The sequence below is a fragment of the Kutzneria sp. CA-103260 genome, assembly GCF_018263855.1.
Classification (GTDB): domain Bacteria; phylum Actinomycetota; class Actinomycetes; order Mycobacteriales; family Pseudonocardiaceae; genus Kutzneria.
The window spans coordinates 11,432,912-11,450,342 of the sequence record NZ_CP073318.1; the positions used below are offsets into that span (position 1 = coordinate 11,432,912).

Genomic DNA, 17,431 nt, shown 5'->3' on the forward strand with positions numbered 1-17,431 from the left:
ATGGCGATGAGGTGCGTGGCGTAGCGGGTGGCCTGGTTGCGGTCGTGCAGCACGGCGACCAGGGCGCGGCCCTGCTGGTTGAGAGGGAGTTCGGGCAGGTGTAGGTCAGTATGGCGTGGCGCAAGTAGTATCCGGCAACTTCGTACGCGGTGGGTTTGGGCGACGACGACTGAGCAGGCGGTTTGACGTGTCTGATGTGTTGCGTGGCAAGGTCGCACTGGTCACCGGTGGCACGCGGGGGATCGGTGCGGCGACCGCCCGTCGGCTCGCCGCTGACGGCGCGCACGTCGCGATCACGTATTCCAGCAGCGCCGACAAGGCGAAGCTGGTCGTGGAGGACCTGCGCGCGTTCGGCGTCGACGCCGCCGAGTTCGGTTACGACCTGGCCGACGTGCGGAGTGCGTCCGCGTTGGTTGCCGATGTGGTGGCCCGGTTCGGCGGGATCGACGTTCTGGTCAGCAACGCGGGAGTGTTGCATGCGGGCGTGATCGACGACGCCGGCCGCGATCACGAGACGACGTTCGCGCACCAGTTCGCGGTGAACGTCGAAGGTGTCGTGGCGCTGGTGTCCGCGGCTACCGCCACGATGACCGACGGCGGCCGGATCGTGCTGGTCGGCAGTTCCGGCGCGGCGCGGACCCCGTTCCCGGGCATCGGCGACTATGTCGCCTCGAAGGCCGCGGTGGCGGCCTACGCCCGGGCGTGGGCGCGCGACCTCGGCGGCCGGGGCATCGCGGTCAACGTCGTGCAGCCCGGTGTGGTCGACACCGACATGAGCCCAGACGTCGACAGCGACGGCGGGCGAGCGATGATCGCGCTGACCGCGCTGGGCCGAATGGGACAGCCCGACGAGGTCGCCAACCTGGTCGCGTATCTGGCCGGTCCCAGCCCGGCGTACCTGACCGGTTCGGTTCTCACCATCGACGGTGGCATGACTGTGTAGCGCGATGCTTGTGCGCCGTTCGGCGGCGACCACGAGTTTCTTACAGAAGCAATAAATTGTTCGATCATTCGACGGGCGGGACGTCCCGCGACATCTGTGCTGGCCGCTGCGCTGACATGAGGCACGTATGTCGTCACATGAAACAAATGTAACTTTCCGCGAGAGCACTCTCGGATGGTGGGCTGCCCTCGGCAAAGCGTCCGTTCACCGTTCTGTAAGAACTTTCGGCTTGCGTATCGGATTGAAACCTTTAGTCTCGGCATGGCAAACCCCCGTTTCAGGGTGTGACCGAGTGGCATCAAGGGGAAAGTGTCAATGGTGAGCGACAAGTGGGTCGAAAATATTTCGCCCGGCGAAGCGGAAAGACATCAGGCGCAGGCCGCTCTCTTCGTGAAGCTGCAGGAGCGGCGGAAGGAGAAGTACGGCGCGAGGCCCCACATGCTCAGCCCGATTGTGAGAACCGCCAGTAGCGCAGCGGCGAGTACCCAACTCCACCGGGTCGGCCCCGATATGGCCAGATTGATAACTGTCGCCAGTGCGGCCGCAGCAAGTCCCGACCCCATCGACGGCACAAACCCAGAGTCCGTGGCACGCTTGGTAAAAGCCCATGATCCGAACTGCACGCCGTGATCGGAGTGAATGATCGCTCCCCGGCCGGGACGGCGACTGTCGATGGCCATGCCGAGCGCGTTGGTCACCAACGCCGCCGTGGGAGAGGAGTCGATGGACCACCCCACCACACAGCGAGAGTGGACATCGAGCACCACCGCGCAGTAGACCTTGTGGCTGTGTCGCAATGAGGTCGAAGAAATGGCGCAGATCTCCGTCGACTACATCGAGCTGGAGCAGGGTCGCGGCCGCAATCCGTTGGATCAGGTGGTGGCGGCGCTGGGCCCGGGCCTTGCGGCTGGACCACGACGAGCGCGCTAGCCACCGTTGCGGTAGACCCCATCGTCATCCACCGAGTCCGCGTACTCCACCAGGTCCCGGTTGCCCACGTCGAGGTTCGCGACGATCAGGCAGAGCCCGTCCGGGACGCTGCGGAACTCACGACCGGGGTCGTCGAGCAGGTCGATCAGGAGCAGCGGGTGTTCCGCGTCTTTGATCGCGGTCTCGTCGGCGACCACGAGGTATCCGTGCGGTCCGTCCGCCGGCATCAGGGCGATAATCTCCGCCGCGGACAGATCCCGATACACCGGGTCGTCGACGATCGCCACGAAGTCGCTCGGTTCCTCGTCCCCGAAATCCATGGTGGCCCGGTGGAAGTCGGCCACCAACGCGGCCCACGCGTCCTCCGCGCCGAAGCCGGTGCGGAGCAGCAGCGGGCGCTCGGTCTCCGGAAGTGCCGGCAGGTCAACCGATTTCGACATGGTTATGATCCTATTGTCTAGGTTTGGACCCTGAACATGGTGCCACCGACCCCACGGTCGACACCCGCTGGTCCCCTGCGGTACGGTCACCGAGGATCGTCCTAACAGGATAAGAGCCCGTGGCTCACGGCCACGCCTCACCTGTACGGAGTACTCGCCGAGTCAGACGTGGGCACAGCTCGCCATGACGTGAAGCCAGGTCCCCATGCCCTCGGCATGTAAAGCCCGCACGGCGTCGTACCGCTCGCGGATCCGTGTCACGAACGACGACTCCGACAGGAAAACAGGGTCGGCCGGCTCGATGTCGAGGGCCGGCGGCGCCTCCGTCTGGACTGTCGCGGTCGTGTTGTCAGCGATATCTTCGCCAGGATGGTCCGGCGCGAGGGGCTCGGACAGGCATTTGCGGTGCGCGATGACGGTTTTCTCGACGGCCTCGCCCAGGTTCTTCCAGACATGCCAACGGTCCGCGCACTGCGTTGCCTGGGGCGCGCCTCGTGTGCTGGCCTCGGCGTAGGCGCTGGCTCGATCCCTCGCGATGACCTGGATCTCGGGGTGGGCCGTCAGCCACTCGGCGAGTGTGTCGGCCTCGCGGTCCGGGAGCACGTCGATGGGCTGGTGTGTCGCGAGATTGATCAGGATGGTGGCGTAAGTTTGTCCTTTCCGGATCGCGAAGTCGTCGACGCCCAGAGCCGTCACCTCACCGATCGGCGCTTCTGGCAGAGCCCGCAGCAGCCGTAACAGTGTGTTCCGGCTGGCCGGCAATCCCAGCACGGCGGCCAACCGCGCGCCGGCACGGCCGGCCAGCGCTGCGCTGATCGCGGTCAGCATCGCCCGCGACAATGGGGTTCTGCGCGCGTGCCGGGTGGCCACCCCGGCGGGTTGCTCGGTGAAGGTACGCACGGCGCATTCCGTGGTGTCGCAGAAGAATCGTCGTACCCGCAAGCGCAGAGCCACGGTCTGGCCGGCGATCGCGGCGTCGGCAAGTTGTCGGTTGTAGTGGCTGTGCACCCGGCCCGCGGGGTGGCCACAGGTGTGGCAGGCCACCACTGATGCCGTCGAGCTCACCCAGATCAGCAGGCCAGCGGCCGCCTGCTCGATCCGCTCGATCACAACACCGGCCAGATGCGGAAGCACCACGTCAAGACCATGATCATCGCACCCGGAAGATGATCACACACCGGACTGGATCGCCCGTCGCGAGCAACAACTTGATCACGCAACTTGGCCCAGATCCCCGTGTCTGGGCTGACCAGCAGTCGGATCCGGCGCAGCGTCGCGCGGGCCAGGGGCGCGAGCAGGGCCGCGAGCAAGGCCCTGTCCTCGGGCCGCAGTCGTGGGCGCTGATCGCCGAGTTGTCTCCGCAGGACCGTGAGTTGATGGCGTAACGCAAGGATCTCGACGTCCTACTCACGGTCGGTCATGCGCAACAGCCGTAGCGCGGCGAAGGCGTGGGTGACGGCGAGGTAGGTGAAGCGGACGAGCACGAGCCGCGATCATGCCGGATGGTGACCGGTCGTACTCCGACACCCCTACTGACCTGCACGGACGTATTTCTCGGCACGGACAACTTCATCCGAGACATCACCGACCGCGCCCGGCTGAGCCCAGCGGCCTGAAACTTGACACAGATGTGAAGAAGCCCGCGACCAAGTTGATCTAAGCAGTCGCGCCAACGGCCAACGCGTCCGAGACAGCAGCAGCGAACGCAGCGGTGCCGAGTTCACCGCCCACGTCACGGGTCCGGGTCGCTGGGCTGGCCAGCACGGCATCGACGGCCCGACCGATTGCCGCGCCAGCCGTCACCAGGGCGGGGTCGCCGTCACGTTGGCCGCGCCAGTCGAGGAGCATGGCGGCGGAGAGGATCAGCGAGGTCGGATTGGCGACGCCGCGGCTGGCGATGTCGGGGGCGGAGCCGTGCTGGGCTTGGGCGACGCAGAGGTGGTGGCCGGTGTTGATGGAGCCGCCGAGGCCGAGGCCGCCGGACAGTTCGGATGCCTCGTCGGAGAGGATGTCGCCGAACATGTTGGTGGTGACGAGAACGTCGAAGCGGTCGGGGGTGCGCACGAGTAGAGCGGCGGCGGCGTCGACGATGACTTCCTCCAACTCCACGTCCGGGTAGCGCGAGGCGACGGCTCGGACCTCGCGGAGGAACAAACCGTCGGTCAGCTTGAGGACGTTGGCCTTGTGTACGGCGGTCACCTTGCGCCGACGACCGAGGGCCAGTTCGAACGCCGCGACCGCCACGCGCTCACACGCCTTGGCGCTGACCTTCCGCACCGACAGCGCCAAATCCCGGTCGGGCATGAACTCGCCGGTACCGGCGTGCATCGAGCGGTCGGCGTAGAAGCCTTCGGTGTTCTCGCGGACGATCACGAGGTCCATTGGCCGCCGCAGCGGGCTGAGGCCGGCGCGTGAGCGGCAGGGCCGAATGTTGGCGAACAGTTCGAAGACCGTCCGCAGTTCGGCCGACGGATTGATGCCGCCTTCGGCTCGTGACGGGTAGTCGTAGTGCGACACCGGCCCGAGCAGCACGCCGTCCACCTCCGGCACGCGCTTGAGCACGTCGTCGGGAAGGGTGGTGCCGGTCTCGGCCAGCGACGCCAGGCCGATGGCCCGGACCTCGAAGTCCAGTCCGAGACCCAGCATCTGGTCGGTGGCGGTGAGCACGTCGAGGGTGGCGGCGGTGATCTCGGGGCCGATGCCGTCGCCCGGCAGGACGAGGATCTTCACGGGCGGGGTCCTTCCGTCGGGAGCAGCGCAGCCAGGTGCGGCCGCATCCGCTCGGCGATCAGGCGGTAGCCGTCGGCGTTGGGATGCAGGCCGTCGGCCAGCAAAGGAGCGTCGTCCGGCCCGAACACCGACGGACCGTCCAGCACTGGTAGCCCGTGCGGGGCGTTCGCGACTTCGGCCCGGATGTCCGCCAGCGTGAGCCCGACCGCGTTGCGCTGATGTTCGCGTTCGGGGGCGTGCAGGGGAGTGGTGAGCAGGATCGGCGTGTCGGGGTGGCCGTCGCGAATCGTCCGCACGAAGCCGTCCAGGGCCGGCCCGAGGGTGCGCGAGGAGAACGACGCCCGGCCGTGGATGTTCACCCCGACACACAGGCTGATCACGTCGGCCTCAGTGTCCCGAATGTACCGGGCGACGGCCTGGTCCAGGTGGCATTCACCAGCGAATCCCAGGCACCGCAACGACCATCCCAGCTCCGTTGCGACTAGAGCCGGCCACGTCTCCGACGGCCCGACGGCCAGCCGGCACTGGGTGATGGAGCTGCCGTACACGATCCACTTAGGACCTTCAACCGACGGCACGAGCTCTGAATCGGCGGAAAAATCACCAAGGCGAACATGGTGCGACTGTGGCAACCAAATCCGGACGTCTTTGCGCGTGCCCGACAGGCCGCCAAGCCGAACCGTCGGCGACCGGCTGACGAGCTCGCCATCGACGACAACGTCCACATCGCCGGAAGTCTCGACCTCCCAGGCGAAAGCGGTCGCCGACGTCGAGTACTCCAACCGTACCCCGGCCGGCATCAACGCCACGTCTTCCAACAACGGGTGCAACGGCGTCGACGGCAGGCGCCGGGGGACGCCGTCGACCAGCTCGGCGTGGCCCCGGAGCAGATGCCGGTACTCGGTCACTGGCATGCGGCGTGCAGCCTTTCCACGAACTCGTCGACATGCCGGTCTTCCCACACCAGCGGCGGCCGGACCTTCAGCACGTCCCCACGCGGGCCGGTGAGGCCGGCCAGCACGCCGTTGTCGACCAGGCGCTGCAACAGGTCCCGGGCCGCCTCGCGGCCGGGCAGGACGTCGACGCCCGCCAGCAACCCGGTGCCGCGAACCTCGCCCAACAGCGGCGTTTCCGAAGCCAGCGACGTCAGGAGCCGGCGCAGGCGGGAGCCGGTCTCGACCGCCCGCGCCGGCAGCTCGGTCAATTCCAGGATGTCCAGCACCGCATGCCCGGCGGCCGCCGCGGCCGGCGTCGCCGCGAACGTGGAGAAGTACTCGTACCGGCCGGCCAGCACATCCGCGATCTCGCGCCGCGTCACCACCGCGCCGATCGGATAGCCCGCGCCCATCGGCTTGCCCAACGTCACTAGATCCGGCGTGATCCCCGCCCGTGCGAACCGCCACAGCTGCGGCCCGCTGCGGCCGTAGCCGGACTGCACCTCGTCGGCCAGAAAGAGCGCGCCGGCCTTGTGGGCGCCATCAACCAGATCGGCAAGGAAGCCGTCCGGCGTGTCGAGGATGCCCCCGGACGTGAACTGCGAGTCGACGAGCAACAGCGCCGGATTCGCCACCGCCGCCTGGATCTCATGCGCGGCAACAGATTGGCCACGCGGCGCGGCGAACGTGCCGACGCGGTCGGGCCGATACCCCGGCGGCCATTCGTTCGAGCTCAGGTCGGCCATCCACTTCGACGCCCCGTGGTACGCGTGCTCGGCGATGATGGCGCCGTCACCGCCGGTGAACTCGGTCGCCAGGCGCCAGGCCAGCTCGTTGGCCTCGGTGCCGGAGGTGGTGAACAGGCAGGTGTCCAACCCCGGCGGCATGGTGGCGAGAATCCGCTCCGCGAGGGTCACGATGCCGGCGTGCAGGTAGCGGGAATGCGTGTTCAGCTCCGCCAGCTGTTGCGAGACGGCCCGGGCCACGGCCGGATGCGCATGTCCAACCACGGCAACGTTGTTGTACGCGTCGAGGTAGCGGCCGCCGTCGCGTGCGTACAGCCAGGGGCCTTCGCCGCGGACGAGTTCCAGCGGCCGCAGGTAGAACAGCGGCGACAGCGGCCCACCCATCGCTGCGGCCCGCCGCCCCGGCAGCTGCGACGCCGGCACGGCGGAAGACAGGTCCCGCGTGCCGGCGAGGCGGTCGAACCGGTCCCTCAGCTCGTCAGGTTCGATCCCGCTGAGGACGTTGACCAGCCGTTCGCTGGTGCCGTCGTATTGTGTGATGTACTGGGCGTTGTCGGCGTGCGGGCCGCGGCGCGTCGCGGACACGGCCAGCGTCGTCAGCAGCCGGGCGATCACCAGCTCGCCGAGCACGGCGACCTCGGGCCCGGTCAGCGGCCGGTGCCGCTGGTAGCCGCTGAGCACCGCTTCCGTGTTCTGCCACAGCATTTCCGGCTCGGTGCGGCGCAGCACGGACGTCAGCGTGGCGGCCAGGTCGGCCACCGCGCTGGTGTGGTGCATGTCGCCGAAGTCGATCAACCCGGTGACCCGGCCGGCGTCGGCCAGCACGTTGGTCAGGGTGACGTCGGCGTGCTGGATACCGGCCGGCAGCGTGTCGATCGCCGCGACGGCCGGGCGCACCCGCTCGGCCAGGTCGGCCCGACCGATGCCGGAGGCCGCCAGCACCTCCGGCATCCGGCGGACGTCCCAGATCAGCCTACGGCCGGCCGCTGGATGGAAGAACCCCTGCAGGGCAACGGAAACCCGGGCGGCAATCGCCCCGACCTGAGCCGCGAGACCGGCGTCGACCGGCCGACCCTCCAGCTGCGTGCCGGGCAGCACCGTGATCAACCGGGCCAGGCACTCCCGGCCGGCGTCGTCCTTGATCTTGACGACGTCCCCCACAGCGTCCGGCACCGGCAGCGTGGGATCCGCCGCGCGGACGTGCGCCAGCGCCCTGACCTCCATGTCGAGCACGGCGGCGTCCTCGGCCGGGTTGGCGATCTTGAGCACGTACCGGCCGTCGACCAGCACGTTCAGGTCGCGCTCGCTGTCGAGGCGGCGGAGCTCGGGGTCGATCAGCCGCCAGTGGCGGAGGGCGGCGCGCAGGGCGTCCGGGCCGAAGTCCGGCGCCGGTTCGGTGAAGGTGCTCATAGCGAGACATCCTTTCCGAACCGGCTCAGTATGTACGGCAGGACGCCGCCGTGCCGATAGTGAGTCGCCTCCAACGGCGTGTCCAGGCGGGCCCGGACCTCGAACTCCAGCCCCGTCGGCCGGACCCGGACGGTGACCGGCCGGCTGGGGTCGTCGACGGCGTCGAGCACTCCGACCAGGTCGAACTCCTCGGTGCCGGCCAGGCCGAGGGATTCGGCGCTGTCGCCGTCGGCGAACTGGAGCGGCAGGACGCCGAGCTGCACCAGGTTGGCGCGGTGGATACGCTCGAACGACTCCGCCAGCACGGCCCGAACGCCCAGCAGCGCCGTCGCCTTGGCCGCCCAGTCGCGGGATGACCCCGTGCCGTACTCCCGCCCGGCGATCACCAGCAGGGGAGCGGCGGCGGATTGCGCGGCCTCGAACGCCGGGAGCCCGTTGCGGGTCAGGCCGCCGCGAATGTCCAGGCGGGGATTGCCGAAGCCGCCGCGCACCATGACCTCGAAGTTGCCGCGCCGGGAGGCATAGGTGTTGAGGTCGGTCTCGCCCTGGTCGAGCAGGTACCGGCCGGCACAGCTCGTCGGCGGGATGCGGCCGGCGGGGCTGATGTGGTCGGTCGTCACGGAGTCGCCGAGCAGCAGCAGAACCCGCGCACCGGTGATGTCTCCCGGTTCGGCTGTTTTGTCCAGGAACGGCGGCCGGCGCAGGTAGGTTGAGCCGCTCTCCCAAGCGAATTGGTCGCCCTCGGCAGCAGGCACCTCGGCCCAGCGCTCATCACCAAAGGGATCCGCGTAGGCGTCCCGGAACAGCTCCGGCGTGAGGTGCGCGGTGACGACGGTGTCGATCTCGGCGTCGTCCGGCCACAGATCGGCCAGGAACACCGGTTCGCCGTTGTCGTGGCCCAGCGGCTCGGACGTCAGGTCGTGCGTGACCGTGCCGGCCAGGGCGTAGGCGACGACCAGCGGCGGCGAGGCGAGATAGTTCAACCCCACGTCGTTGTTGACGCGGCCGTCGAAGTTTCGGTTGCCGGACAACACCGACGCCACCACAGCGCCGCTCTCCGCGACGCCGGACAGCAGCGGTCCGGAGTTTCCGATGCACGTCATACAGCCGTAACCGACGAGCTGGAAGCCGAGTTCGTTGAGCGGCCTCGACAATCCGGCCCGGTGCAGGTACTCCGTGACGGTCTTCGACCCCGGCGCCAGACTGGTCTTCACCCACGGCTTGACCGTCAGCCCCCGGGCGCGGGCGTTGCGGGCCAGCAGGCCGGCGGCGACCATCACGTGCGGGTTGGACGTGTTGGTGCAGGACGTGATCGCCGCGATCGCCACTGCCCCATCGGGAATGCGTCCGTCCGTTATGGACCCGATCGCCGCGCGGGCGTTGGCGGGGACTTCGCCGAGCGGCACCCGGTCCTGCGGCCGCCGGGGACCGGCCAGCGACGCGGTCACCATAGACAGGTCGATCTTCAGGTGCTCGTCGTACCGGAGGACAGTACCGTCGGGCCAGAGGCCCTGTTCCTTCGCGTACTTCTCGACGAAGCGCACGTGCTCCGGCTCGCGGCCGGTCAGCCGAAGGTAGGCCAGCGTCGCGTCGTCGATGGGAAACATCGCCGCCGTGGCCCCGAATTCCGGGCACATGTTGGCGATCGTCGCGCGATGGGCCAGCGGCAGCCCGGCCACCGCCAGCCCGGTGAACTCGACGAACTTGCCGACAACTCCGTGCGCCCGCAGCGTTTCCACGATCGTCAGCACCAGATCCGTGGCGGTGACACTGGGGCCGAACTCCCCGGTCAGCTCCACCCCGACCACCGCCGGCACAACCAGGCTCACCGGCTGCCCCAGCAGCGCCGCCTCGGCCTCGACCCCACCGACGCCCCAGGCCAACACGCCGAGCGCGTTCACCATGGTGGTGTGGGAATCCGTGCCGGCGCAGGTGTCCGGGAACGCCCAGCCGTCCCGGCGTTCCACCACGCTGGCCAGGTATTCGAGGTTGATCTGGTGCATGATCCCGGTGCCCGGCGGCACGACGCGCAGCCCGAGCCGCTCGCCCCACTTGAGGAACCGGAATCGCTCGGCGTTGCGCCCGTACTCGATGTCAACGTTGTGGCGCAAGGCATCTGGCCGCGCGGACACCTCCGTAGCGATGGAGTGGTCGACGGTCAGGTGCGCCGGCACGCGCGGCCGCACCGCCGCCGGATCGCCGCCTTGACGAGCCACCGCATCCCGCAGCGCCGCCAGATCGGTCAGCACCGGGACACCGTTGGTGTCGTGCAGGAAAACCCGGGACGGCGAGAACGACGCCACGCCCTTCTCGCCGCGTACCAACGTTTCGATATCCGAGGCCGTCACGGCGTGGACGTCCTCGTGCCGCAGCAGGTTCTCCAGCAGGATCTTGTGGCTCAGTGGCAGCACTTCTGACCCCGGCACGGCATTGAGGCGGTGTACCCGCAGGCCGTCCAGCCACCCGAGGCTGCCGTAGCTGTTCCCGGTCATGTAAGGCTTTCGACGGCCGCGGGCGTCGGCACCGGCTCGGCGGCCTTGGCCCGCCGCCGACCCCGTCGAGGCCGGTCGAGCAGCTCGGCGACCTTGGATAACCCGAAGTTGATCACGATGTAGATCGCCGCCGTGACCGCGTAGGCCTGGAGAAAGTCGCCATTGTACTCGCCCAGGACCTGTCCGTTGCGCAACAACTCCGGGTAGCTCACGACGTAGCCGAGGCTGGATTCCTTCAACGTCCGGATCACCTGCGTCACCAGCGCCGGCCGCAGCGACCGGAACACCTGCGGCAGCACGACGAGCCGCAGCGCCTGACCGCGCCGCAGGCCGATCGCCGCGGCGGCGTCGAACTGCCCGCGGTCCAACGAGTTCACGCCGGCGCGCACGATCTCCGCGAACACCGAGCCGGCGTGCAGCACGATCGGAATGGACAGCACCCAGAACGGCGGCAGGTTCCAGCCGAACGTCGGCAGGCCGATGAGGAAGAAGTACACCAGCAGGATCAGCGGAATCGCCCGGAACAGTTCGATCGCCGCGGCGCTAGGCAACGACAGCCATCGCCGCGGCGACAGCCGCCCGAGGCCGGCAACTGTCCCGAACATCAGCGACATCGCCGCACAGGCCAGGCCGATCCGCAGCGTCATGCCCAGACCGTCCAGCAGGTAACGGATGTTGGGCCACGTCCACAGCGGCGACCACAACCGCGCCGAAAGCTGGCCGACGTGCGACAGCTGGGCGATGATACCGACCACCAGTCCCAGTAACACGATCGACGCTACGACGGTCGCGATCCGCAGCCGGGCCTTGCCCTTTGGGCCGAGTTCGTCGAACAACACGGAGGACTTCATCGCCGGATCCGCACCTTCCGCTCGATGACGCCGGTGAGCTGCCCCGAGGTGAGGGTGATCAGCAGGTAGCCGATCGCCGCCGCGATGAAGCTCGGGATGGGCTGGGCGTGGTCGAGGTTGAACTGCCGCGCCGACCCGGTCAGCTCCTGCACGCCGACGGCCGCGCCCAGCGCGGAGGCCAGGCAGACGTTGATGAAGATCGAGCCCAGCGGCTGCACCATCGACCGGAAGGCCTGCGGCAGCAGAACCTGCCGCAGGACACCGGAAAACGTCAGCCCCAACGCCCGCGCCGCCTCGATCTGCCCGGCCGGCACCGACGCGACGCCGGACCGGACCGTCTCGCAGACGTACGCGCCGAAGTACAGGCCCAGCCCCAGCACGACCGATCCGAACAGCGGCACGGTCGCGCCGACGTACGGCAACCCGAACACCACCATCACCAGCACGAGCAGCAACGGCGAATTGCGCAGGCAGTGCACGTAGAAGCCGGCGACCGCCCGCAGCGGCCCGAGCGGCCCGACCCGGCAGACGCCGAGCAGCGTGCCGATGACCACCGCCAGCGGGAAGGCGAGCACGGCCAGTTCCAGCGTCACCAGCAGGCCGGTGAGCAGCTCGCCGACGTGATCGAACAGGACGGACATGGCGGCCTCTCAGGCGCCCGGCACGGAACCGAGCTTCGGCGGCTGCGGGGCGGGCGTCTTGACGAGCTTGCCGACCGTGCTCTGCCAGAGCTTGGTCCACGTGCCGTCGGTGAAGATGGTCTGCAGGAACTGGTTGACCACGTCCTTGAACTTCGGGTCGTCCTTGGGCAGCCCGATGCCGAACGGGTTGGAACCGAAGGTCTTGTCCAGCAGCTTGATGTCGGTCTTGGTGGCGACCAGCCCCAGCAGCGAGGCGTTGTTCAGCGTCATCGCCTCGGCCCGGCCCTGCTCGACTGCGGCGGCGCATTCCGCCGCGGTGTCGAACAGCACCGGCTGCGCGGTCGGCGCCGCGGCCAACAGCGCGTCCTTGGCCGCGCCCGACTCCGTGGCCACCTTCTTGCCGGCGAGGTCGCTGACCTGCTTGATGGTGCTGTCGCTGGACTTCACGATGACGCCGCTGGCGGCCATGTAGTACGGCCCGGCGAAGTTGACCAGCTTGGCCCGGTCCGGCGTGATCGTGTACGTCTGGACGGCGACGTCGATGGTGTGGTTGCCCAGCAACGCCTCCCGAGTGTCGGAGCCGCCGCTCTGCAGCTTGGCGTTGGGCTTGCCCAGCAGGTACTTGGCCAGCAGCTGGGCGATGCCGGCGTCGAAGCCGGTCAGTTTGCCCGAGGCCGGGTCCAGCTGGGAGAAGCCGATCGTGTTGCGGCTGCCGGCGAAACTCAGCTCGCCCTTCTGCCGGATCTTGTCCAGCATCGGCGTGCTGGGCAGGTTCTGCCCAACCGGCCCACCATCCACAACGGACGCCTGGTCGATCTGGCCGTTCACGTCGGCGGCGGCCGGCCGGTCGTCGGCGCCGGCATTCTGGTTGGGGGCGCTGCCGCAGGCGCTCGCGGTGGCGATCAGAACGGCGGTGGCCGCGACGGTCACCACGGTGCGAGTTCTCATGGTTGCTCCTCGGGTCAGTGCGCGAGCACCTTGGACAGGAAGTCGCGGGCCCGGACGGTTTCGGTGTGGTCGAAGAACTCCGCGGGCGTGCCCTGCTCGGCGATCCGGCCGTCGCTCATGAACACGACCCGGTCGGCGGCCTTGCGGGCGAAGCCCATCTCGTGGGTGACGACGACCATGGTGGTGCCGTCGGCCGCCAGCGCGGTCATGACGTCCAGGACCTCGTGCACCATCTCGGGATCCAGCGCGCTGGTCGGCTCGTCGAACAGCACGAGCTTGGGCCCCATGGCCAGGGCGCGGGCGATGGCCACGCGCTGCTGCTGGCCGCCGGACAGCTCGGCCGGCAGCTTGTCGGCCTGATCGCCGACGCCGACGCGGTCCAGCAGCCGCCGCGCCTCGGTTTCCGCCGCACGCGGGGACTTTCCCCGGACCTTGATCGGCCCGAGGGTGACGTTGTCGAGGATCGTGCGGTGGCCGAACAGGTTGAAGGACTGGAAGACCATGCCCACGTCGGCCCGCAGCTGGGCGAGCCGGCGGCCCTCTGCCGGCAGCGGCTCGCCGTCGATGGCGATAGTGCCGGCGTTGATCGGCTCCAGCCGGTTGACACACCGGCACAGCGTCGACTTCCCGGACCCGGACGGCCCGACCACCACCACGACCTCGCCCCGCTGGACGTCCAGGTCGATGTCGCGCAGCACCTCGATGGGGCCGAAGCTCTTGCGCAGTCCGCGAATGCTCACTAGCGCGGTCATCGGCTTCCTCCTGGGCGGGATTTGGAAGCGTTCGCTACAGTTAACGACGATTTGTAGCATTGGCTACGGACAAGATAGACCGTGCCACCGAGATGTCAACACCTGTCGCCGGAGGAGCAGCCATGACGAGTCCGCGTCCGAGCGCCGACGCGAGGGTTCTCGACCCGGTCGAGTTCTACCACTCGGGTCCGACCGCCTTTTTCGCCTCGCAGCGGGACCAACGCTTCTCGTACTGCCTGTACGTTCCGGCGGCCCACCGCACGGCCACGACCCCGCTGCCGCTGACCGTCGTCGTGCACGGCACGCAGCGCATGGCCGAGCGCTACCGCGACGCCTACCGGGGTTTCGCAGAGGAGCACCAGACCGTGGTGCTGGCGCCGCTGTTCCCGGCCGGCATCGGGGAACCCGGTGACCTCAACGGTTTCAAGCGCCTCAGCTTCCGCGGCGTCCGGTTCGACCGGGTGCTGCTGGACATCATCGACGAGGTCGCGCAGCGCTACCGGGTCGAGGCCGCGAAGTTCGCGCTGCACGGGTTCTCCGGCGGCGGCCAGTACGTGCACCGCTTCGCCTACCTGCACGCCGCCCGCCTGTCGGCGCTGTCCATCGGCGCGCCCGGACGGGTCACCCGGATCGATCCCGACGTCCCGTGGTGGCTCGGCACCGCCGACCTGCTGGAGCGCTTCGGTCAGGACCTCGACCTGGAGTCGCTGCGGCAGGTCCCGGTGCAGATGATCGTCGGCGCCGAGGACATCGACACGTGGGAGATCGCCGAGCCGGGCATCGACGCCGGCGGCGACACGCGGGTGGCGCGGCTGACTTCGCTGCGCGACAACTTCACCGCCAACGGCATCGACGTGCGGTTCGACGTCGTGCCCGGCATCGCGCACCGGGGGATGCAACTCCAGGAGGTCGTGCAGCAGTTCTTCGGCGAGGTGCTGGCCGGCCGGTCGTGATCGCTATTATGCGGCGGAGTCCAGGGGAGGGCAGATGACCGAGCAGGAGCTGTCGTTCGGGGACCGCATCAGCGCCAGCATCGGCCGGATGTCGCCCGCGGAGCGGATCGTCGCGGAATACCTGCGCGACCACGGCCGGTACGCGATCTTCGCGACCGCGGACCAGATCGGCAGCGCGACCAGGACCAGCGACGCCACCGTGGTGCGGACGGCCAAGTCGCTGGGCTTCAGCGGCCTGCTGGACCTGCGGCGGGCGCTGGCGTCCGAGGTCGTGGTCGAGACCAACGCCGTGCGCAACTTCCATGACCTGCACGGCGAATCCGTGGTGGCACAGGTGTTCGCCGAGGCCATCGAACGGCTGACCGTCACCTCCCGCCTGGTCGACGACTCGTCGTTCGCCGCCGCCGTTGACCTGCTCGCCGGCGCGCGGGAGGTGCTCGGCTTCGGGCTCGGCGGCTCCGGGCTGCTGGCCCGCTACCTGGCGATCCGGCTGATCCGGATGGGCCGCCGGGCCCGGGCCAGCTGGGCCACCGGCTTCCAGCTGGCCGACGACCTGCTCGGGCTGGCCGCCGACGACGTCGTCGTGCTGTACACGCCGAGCCGGATCCTGGGCGAGATCGAGGTCGTGCTCGACCACGCCCGGAGCGTCGGCGCGCGGGTGCTGTTGATCTCCAGCTCGCTGGGGGCGCTGTTCGCCGACCGGGTCGACGTCACGCTGGCCGCGCCCGGCTCGACGACCAACTTCACCGGCGAGATGCTCAGCGCCGAGGTGCTCACCGACGCCCTGCTGCTGGAGTTGGCGTCACGGGACGAGACCCGGGCGACTCAGGCCTCGGAGGGGCTGGCCAAGCTGCGGTCGGAGCTGGTGCAGGGCGGCGGCGACCCCGCGCCGAAGCGCCGCCGTCGACGTCAGGACTGACGCTTCGCGTGTTCGGCGTCCACCCGGGCGGTCACGCCGGTGGCCAGGATCGTGCGGGTGGCGTCGACCGAGGCGTACGTCCAGAGGATCCGCATCGGCTCGGTCTCGGAGGCGTTGCGGAACCGGTGGGGCACACCGGCGTCGACGTAGGTGGTGTCCCAGCGGGACAGTCGGTGCTCGACGCCGTCGATCTCGGCGATGGCCTCGCCCTCCAGGATGACCACGCTCTCCGGGCAGTTGTGGGTGTGCAGCGGGATCGCACCGCCGCCCTCGAACGCCGTCATGCCGTTGATGAAAACCTCCGCGCCGACGGCCCTGGTCACCAGCGGGGTAGTCGCCGCGCCGCCGCCGCGTCCGTATTTCGGCAGCTCGGCGGGGCGCAGGACGGCCGGCGGGAACGGGGTCATACTGATCCTCCACAGTGGACGCTTGTAGTGGATACTTCACAAAGTCGCTGTTCGTAGGTTACGTTACGGACGTTCGACGCGCACCCACCGTCCCTGGTCCGACGAGGAGAGCGTCATGCTGACCCTGCTCGCCCAAGCCGTGCCGGCCGATCAGGCCAATCCACTGCCCGCGCTGTGGCGGATCCTCACCAAGATGGCGTACTTCGCCGGGCTGATCACCACCCTTGGCGGCTCGGCGTTGTACCTGCTGGTGCTGCGTCCGGTGCTGCGCCGGCCGTCCGTCGATCCGCGTGACCGGACGACGCTGTTCGGGCGGGCCGGCCTGCTGCTCGCCATCGCCGGCACGTGGTACCTGATCGCGCTGTACTTCCAGCTCGCCGGCAAGGCCGCGCGCGTCAAGGGCACCGAGATCCCCTACGGCCAGGCGCTGAATCCGGCCGCGATCTGGCGCTACGTCAGCGTGCCGGCCAAGAAGGGCGAGTGGATCTCCACCGGCGCCCAGACGTTGGCCCAGTACGTGCTGTGGGCGGCGTCGGCGATCGTGCTGATGGTGTTGTGGTCGCCGAGGTTCCGTGCCCGGCTCACGGGTGTCGTTGCCAGCGCGCTGGTCCTGTCGTTCGTGGCGTACCAGGTGACGTTGCTGCCGACCGACTTCCGCAAGGAGACCGGGCCCGACTTCGTCGACGGCTTGCTGGACCACACGCACGTGACGGCCGTGTCGACCTGGATCGGTGGCATCGCCGGGCTGGTCGCGTTGTCGTTCACCGTGCGGCGGCAGCTCACGCCCGGCGCCGGAACCACGTGGGCCCAGCTGTGGACCCGCTTCGGCACCGTCGCCTTGTGTGCCGTCGGATGCCTGCTGATCTCTGGTCTGTACCTGGCGTGGACGTTCGTCGGCAGCCCGTCGGAGCTGTTGACCACTGCCTTCGGCCGGTTCCTGCTGGTTAAGGTGTCGCTGGTGGCGTGCATGATCGCGGTCGGCGGCCTGAACGAGTTCGTACTCATGCCCCGGATGGCCCGGGCCCGGGCGGCCGGCGACTCCAGCTCGGTGTTCCGGTTGGCGCTGCGGGTGTTCCCGAGCCTGGTCCTGGTCGAGGTGGTGCTGGCCGTCGGCGTGCTGTTCGTGCTGTCCTTCCTGACGGGCTCGGCGCGCGTCGAGGCCGGCGACCCGGATCCGACGCTGAGCGGCAGCATCATCGGCACCGGCGCCCTGTTGGCCGTGCTGCTCGCGGTTTCCTTCGTCACCACGGCGAAAGTGAGCGAGCGGCTGTCCCGGCCGGCTGCCGTCGAGGCGCCGGTCGCCGTCGAGCAGTCCTGAAGCCACGTCCCAGGAA

Annotated in this window: 17 protein-coding genes; 4 read left to right on the plus strand and 13 right to left on the minus strand. The window is 69.1% G+C overall.

Annotated elements, in window-relative coordinates; translation table 11 throughout:
* Positions 1-187: 187 nt before the first annotated feature.
* A complete protein-coding gene (locus tag JJ691_RS51220; RefSeq protein WP_211766573.1) occupies positions 188-943 on the plus strand; it encodes an SDR family NAD(P)-dependent oxidoreductase in 756 nt (251 codons plus the stop codon).
* A gap of 368 nt (positions 944-1,311) precedes the next feature.
* On the opposite strand, the gene JJ691_RS53545 is transcribed toward JJ691_RS51220, so the two are convergent.
* From JJ691_RS53545 to JJ691_RS51280, 12 genes are all read right to left on the minus strand, one after another.
* Positions 1,312-1,710 (minus strand): DDE-type integrase/transposase/recombinase, encoded by a 399-nt coding sequence (locus JJ691_RS53545; RefSeq protein WP_211766574.1) that lies wholly within the window; start codon positions 1,708-1,710, stop codon positions 1,312-1,314.
* Between the two features lie 159 nt (positions 1,711-1,869).
* Positions 1,870-2,313, minus strand: a complete 444-nt coding sequence (locus tag JJ691_RS51230; protein WP_211766575.1) for a DUF6924 domain-containing protein — start codon at positions 2,311-2,313, stop codon at positions 1,870-1,872.
* A gap of 162 nt (positions 2,314-2,475) precedes the next feature.
* Positions 2,476-3,423, minus strand: coding sequence for an ISL3 family transposase (locus tag JJ691_RS51235; RefSeq protein WP_211766576.1), 948 nt, complete (start codon positions 3,421-3,423; stop codon positions 2,476-2,478).
* Positions 3,420-3,623 (minus strand): hypothetical protein, encoded by a 204-nt coding sequence (locus tag JJ691_RS51240; protein WP_211766577.1) that lies wholly within the window; start codon positions 3,621-3,623, stop codon positions 3,420-3,422. Before JJ691_RS51240 ends, JJ691_RS51235 begins: the two co-directional genes overlap by 4 nt.
* 346 nt (positions 3,624-3,969) lie before the next feature.
* Positions 3,970-5,043 (minus strand): isocitrate/isopropylmalate dehydrogenase family protein, encoded by a 1,074-nt coding sequence (locus JJ691_RS51245; protein ID WP_211766578.1) that lies wholly within the window; start codon positions 5,041-5,043, stop codon positions 3,970-3,972.
* Positions 5,040-5,957 (minus strand): GDSL-type esterase/lipase family protein, encoded by a 918-nt coding sequence (locus JJ691_RS51250; RefSeq protein ID WP_211766579.1) that lies wholly within the window; start codon positions 5,955-5,957, stop codon positions 5,040-5,042. The genes JJ691_RS51245 and JJ691_RS51250 overlap by 4 nt, the downstream gene beginning before the upstream one ends.
* The gene (locus JJ691_RS51255; protein WP_211766580.1) at positions 5,948-8,134 is read right to left on the minus strand and encodes an aminotransferase class III-fold pyridoxal phosphate-dependent enzyme; all 2,187 of its coding nucleotides are present in this window, start codon (positions 8,132-8,134) and stop codon (positions 5,948-5,950) included. The genes JJ691_RS51250 and JJ691_RS51255 overlap by 10 nt, the downstream gene beginning before the upstream one ends.
* Positions 8,131-10,626, minus strand: a complete 2,496-nt coding sequence (gene acnA / locus JJ691_RS51260; protein ID WP_211766581.1) for an aconitate hydratase AcnA — start codon at positions 10,624-10,626, stop codon at positions 8,131-8,133. The genes JJ691_RS51255 and acnA overlap by 4 nt, the downstream gene beginning before the upstream one ends.
* On the minus strand, positions 10,623-11,477 hold the full coding sequence (locus tag JJ691_RS51265) for an amino acid ABC transporter permease (protein ID WP_211766582.1): 855 nt from the start codon (positions 11,475-11,477) through the stop codon (positions 10,623-10,625). Before JJ691_RS51265 ends, acnA begins: the two co-directional genes overlap by 4 nt.
* Positions 11,474-12,118, minus strand: a complete 645-nt coding sequence (locus tag JJ691_RS51270) for an amino acid ABC transporter permease (protein ID WP_211766583.1) — start codon at positions 12,116-12,118, stop codon at positions 11,474-11,476. The genes JJ691_RS51265 and JJ691_RS51270 overlap by 4 nt, the downstream gene beginning before the upstream one ends.
* A gap of 9 nt (positions 12,119-12,127) precedes the next feature.
* Positions 12,128-13,066 carry a transporter substrate-binding domain-containing protein gene (locus tag JJ691_RS51275; RefSeq protein ID WP_211766584.1) on the minus strand — a complete coding sequence of 313 codons (939 nt, stop codon included), beginning with the start codon at positions 13,064-13,066 and terminating at the stop codon, positions 12,128-12,130.
* 14 nt (positions 13,067-13,080) lie between these two features.
* A complete protein-coding gene (locus JJ691_RS51280) occupies positions 13,081-13,818 on the minus strand; it encodes an amino acid ABC transporter ATP-binding protein (protein WP_211766585.1) in 738 nt (245 codons plus the stop codon).
* 122 nt (positions 13,819-13,940) lie between these two features.
* Here JJ691_RS51280 and JJ691_RS51285 point away from each other — a divergent pair, with 122 nt between their 5' ends.
* On the plus strand, positions 13,941-14,771 hold the full coding sequence (locus JJ691_RS51285) for an alpha/beta hydrolase (RefSeq protein ID WP_211766586.1): 831 nt from the start codon (positions 13,941-13,943) through the stop codon (positions 14,769-14,771).
* Between the two features lie 34 nt (positions 14,772-14,805).
* Positions 14,806-15,690, plus strand: coding sequence for a MurR/RpiR family transcriptional regulator (locus tag JJ691_RS51290; RefSeq protein ID WP_211766587.1), 885 nt, complete (start codon positions 14,806-14,808; stop codon positions 15,688-15,690).
* Here JJ691_RS51290 and JJ691_RS51295 read toward each other — a convergent pair.
* The gene (locus JJ691_RS51295) at positions 15,681-16,097 is read right to left on the minus strand and encodes a cupin domain-containing protein (RefSeq protein ID WP_211766588.1); all 417 of its coding nucleotides are present in this window, start codon (positions 16,095-16,097) and stop codon (positions 15,681-15,683) included. The genes JJ691_RS51290 and JJ691_RS51295 overlap by 10 nt on opposite strands.
* Before the next feature lie 115 nt (positions 16,098-16,212).
* Here JJ691_RS51295 and JJ691_RS51300 point away from each other — a divergent pair, with 115 nt between their 5' ends.
* Positions 16,213-17,415: a copper resistance D family protein gene (locus JJ691_RS51300; protein WP_211766589.1), complete on the plus strand. Its 1,203-nt coding sequence runs from the start codon at positions 16,213-16,215 to the stop codon at positions 17,413-17,415.
* Positions 17,416-17,431 lie beyond the last annotated feature (16 nt).

Bases quoted from the DNA above. Each gene is read 5' to 3' on its own strand.
- JJ691_RS51230 (WP_211766575.1), bottom strand. From the start codon at position 2,313: ATGTCGAAATCGGTTGACCTGCCGGCACTTCCGGAGACCGAGCGCCCG.
- JJ691_RS51250 (WP_211766579.1), bottom strand. From the start codon at position 5,957: ATGCCAGTGACCGAGTACCGGCATCTGCTCCGGGGCCACGCCGAGCTG.
- JJ691_RS51255 (WP_211766580.1), bottom strand. From the start codon at position 8,134: ATGAGCACCTTCACCGAACCGGCGCCGGACTTCGGCCCGGACGCCCTG.
- acnA (WP_211766581.1), bottom strand. From the start codon at position 10,626: ATGACCGGGAACAGCTACGGCAGCCTCGGGTGGCTGGACGGCCTGCGG.
- JJ691_RS51265 (WP_211766582.1), bottom strand. From the start codon at position 11,477: ATGAAGTCCTCCGTGTTGTTCGACGAACTCGGCCCAAAGGGCAAGGCC.
- JJ691_RS51270 (WP_211766583.1), bottom strand. From the start codon at position 12,118: ATGTCCGTCCTGTTCGATCACGTCGGCGAGCTGCTCACCGGCCTGCTG.
- JJ691_RS51275 (WP_211766584.1), bottom strand. From the start codon at position 13,066: ATGAGAACTCGCACCGTGGTGACCGTCGCGGCCACCGCCGTTCTGATC.
- JJ691_RS51280 (WP_211766585.1), bottom strand. From the start codon at position 13,818: ATGACCGCGCTAGTGAGCATTCGCGGACTGCGCAAGAGCTTCGGCCCC.
- JJ691_RS51285 (WP_211766586.1), top strand. From the start codon at position 13,941: ATGACGAGTCCGCGTCCGAGCGCCGACGCGAGGGTTCTCGACCCGGTC.
- JJ691_RS51290 (WP_211766587.1), top strand. From the start codon at position 14,806: ATGACCGAGCAGGAGCTGTCGTTCGGGGACCGCATCAGCGCCAGCATC.
- JJ691_RS51295 (WP_211766588.1), bottom strand. From the start codon at position 16,097: ATGACCCCGTTCCCGCCGGCCGTCCTGCGCCCCGCCGAGCTGCCGAAA.
- JJ691_RS51300 (WP_211766589.1), top strand. From the start codon at position 16,213: ATGCTGACCCTGCTCGCCCAAGCCGTGCCGGCCGATCAGGCCAATCCA.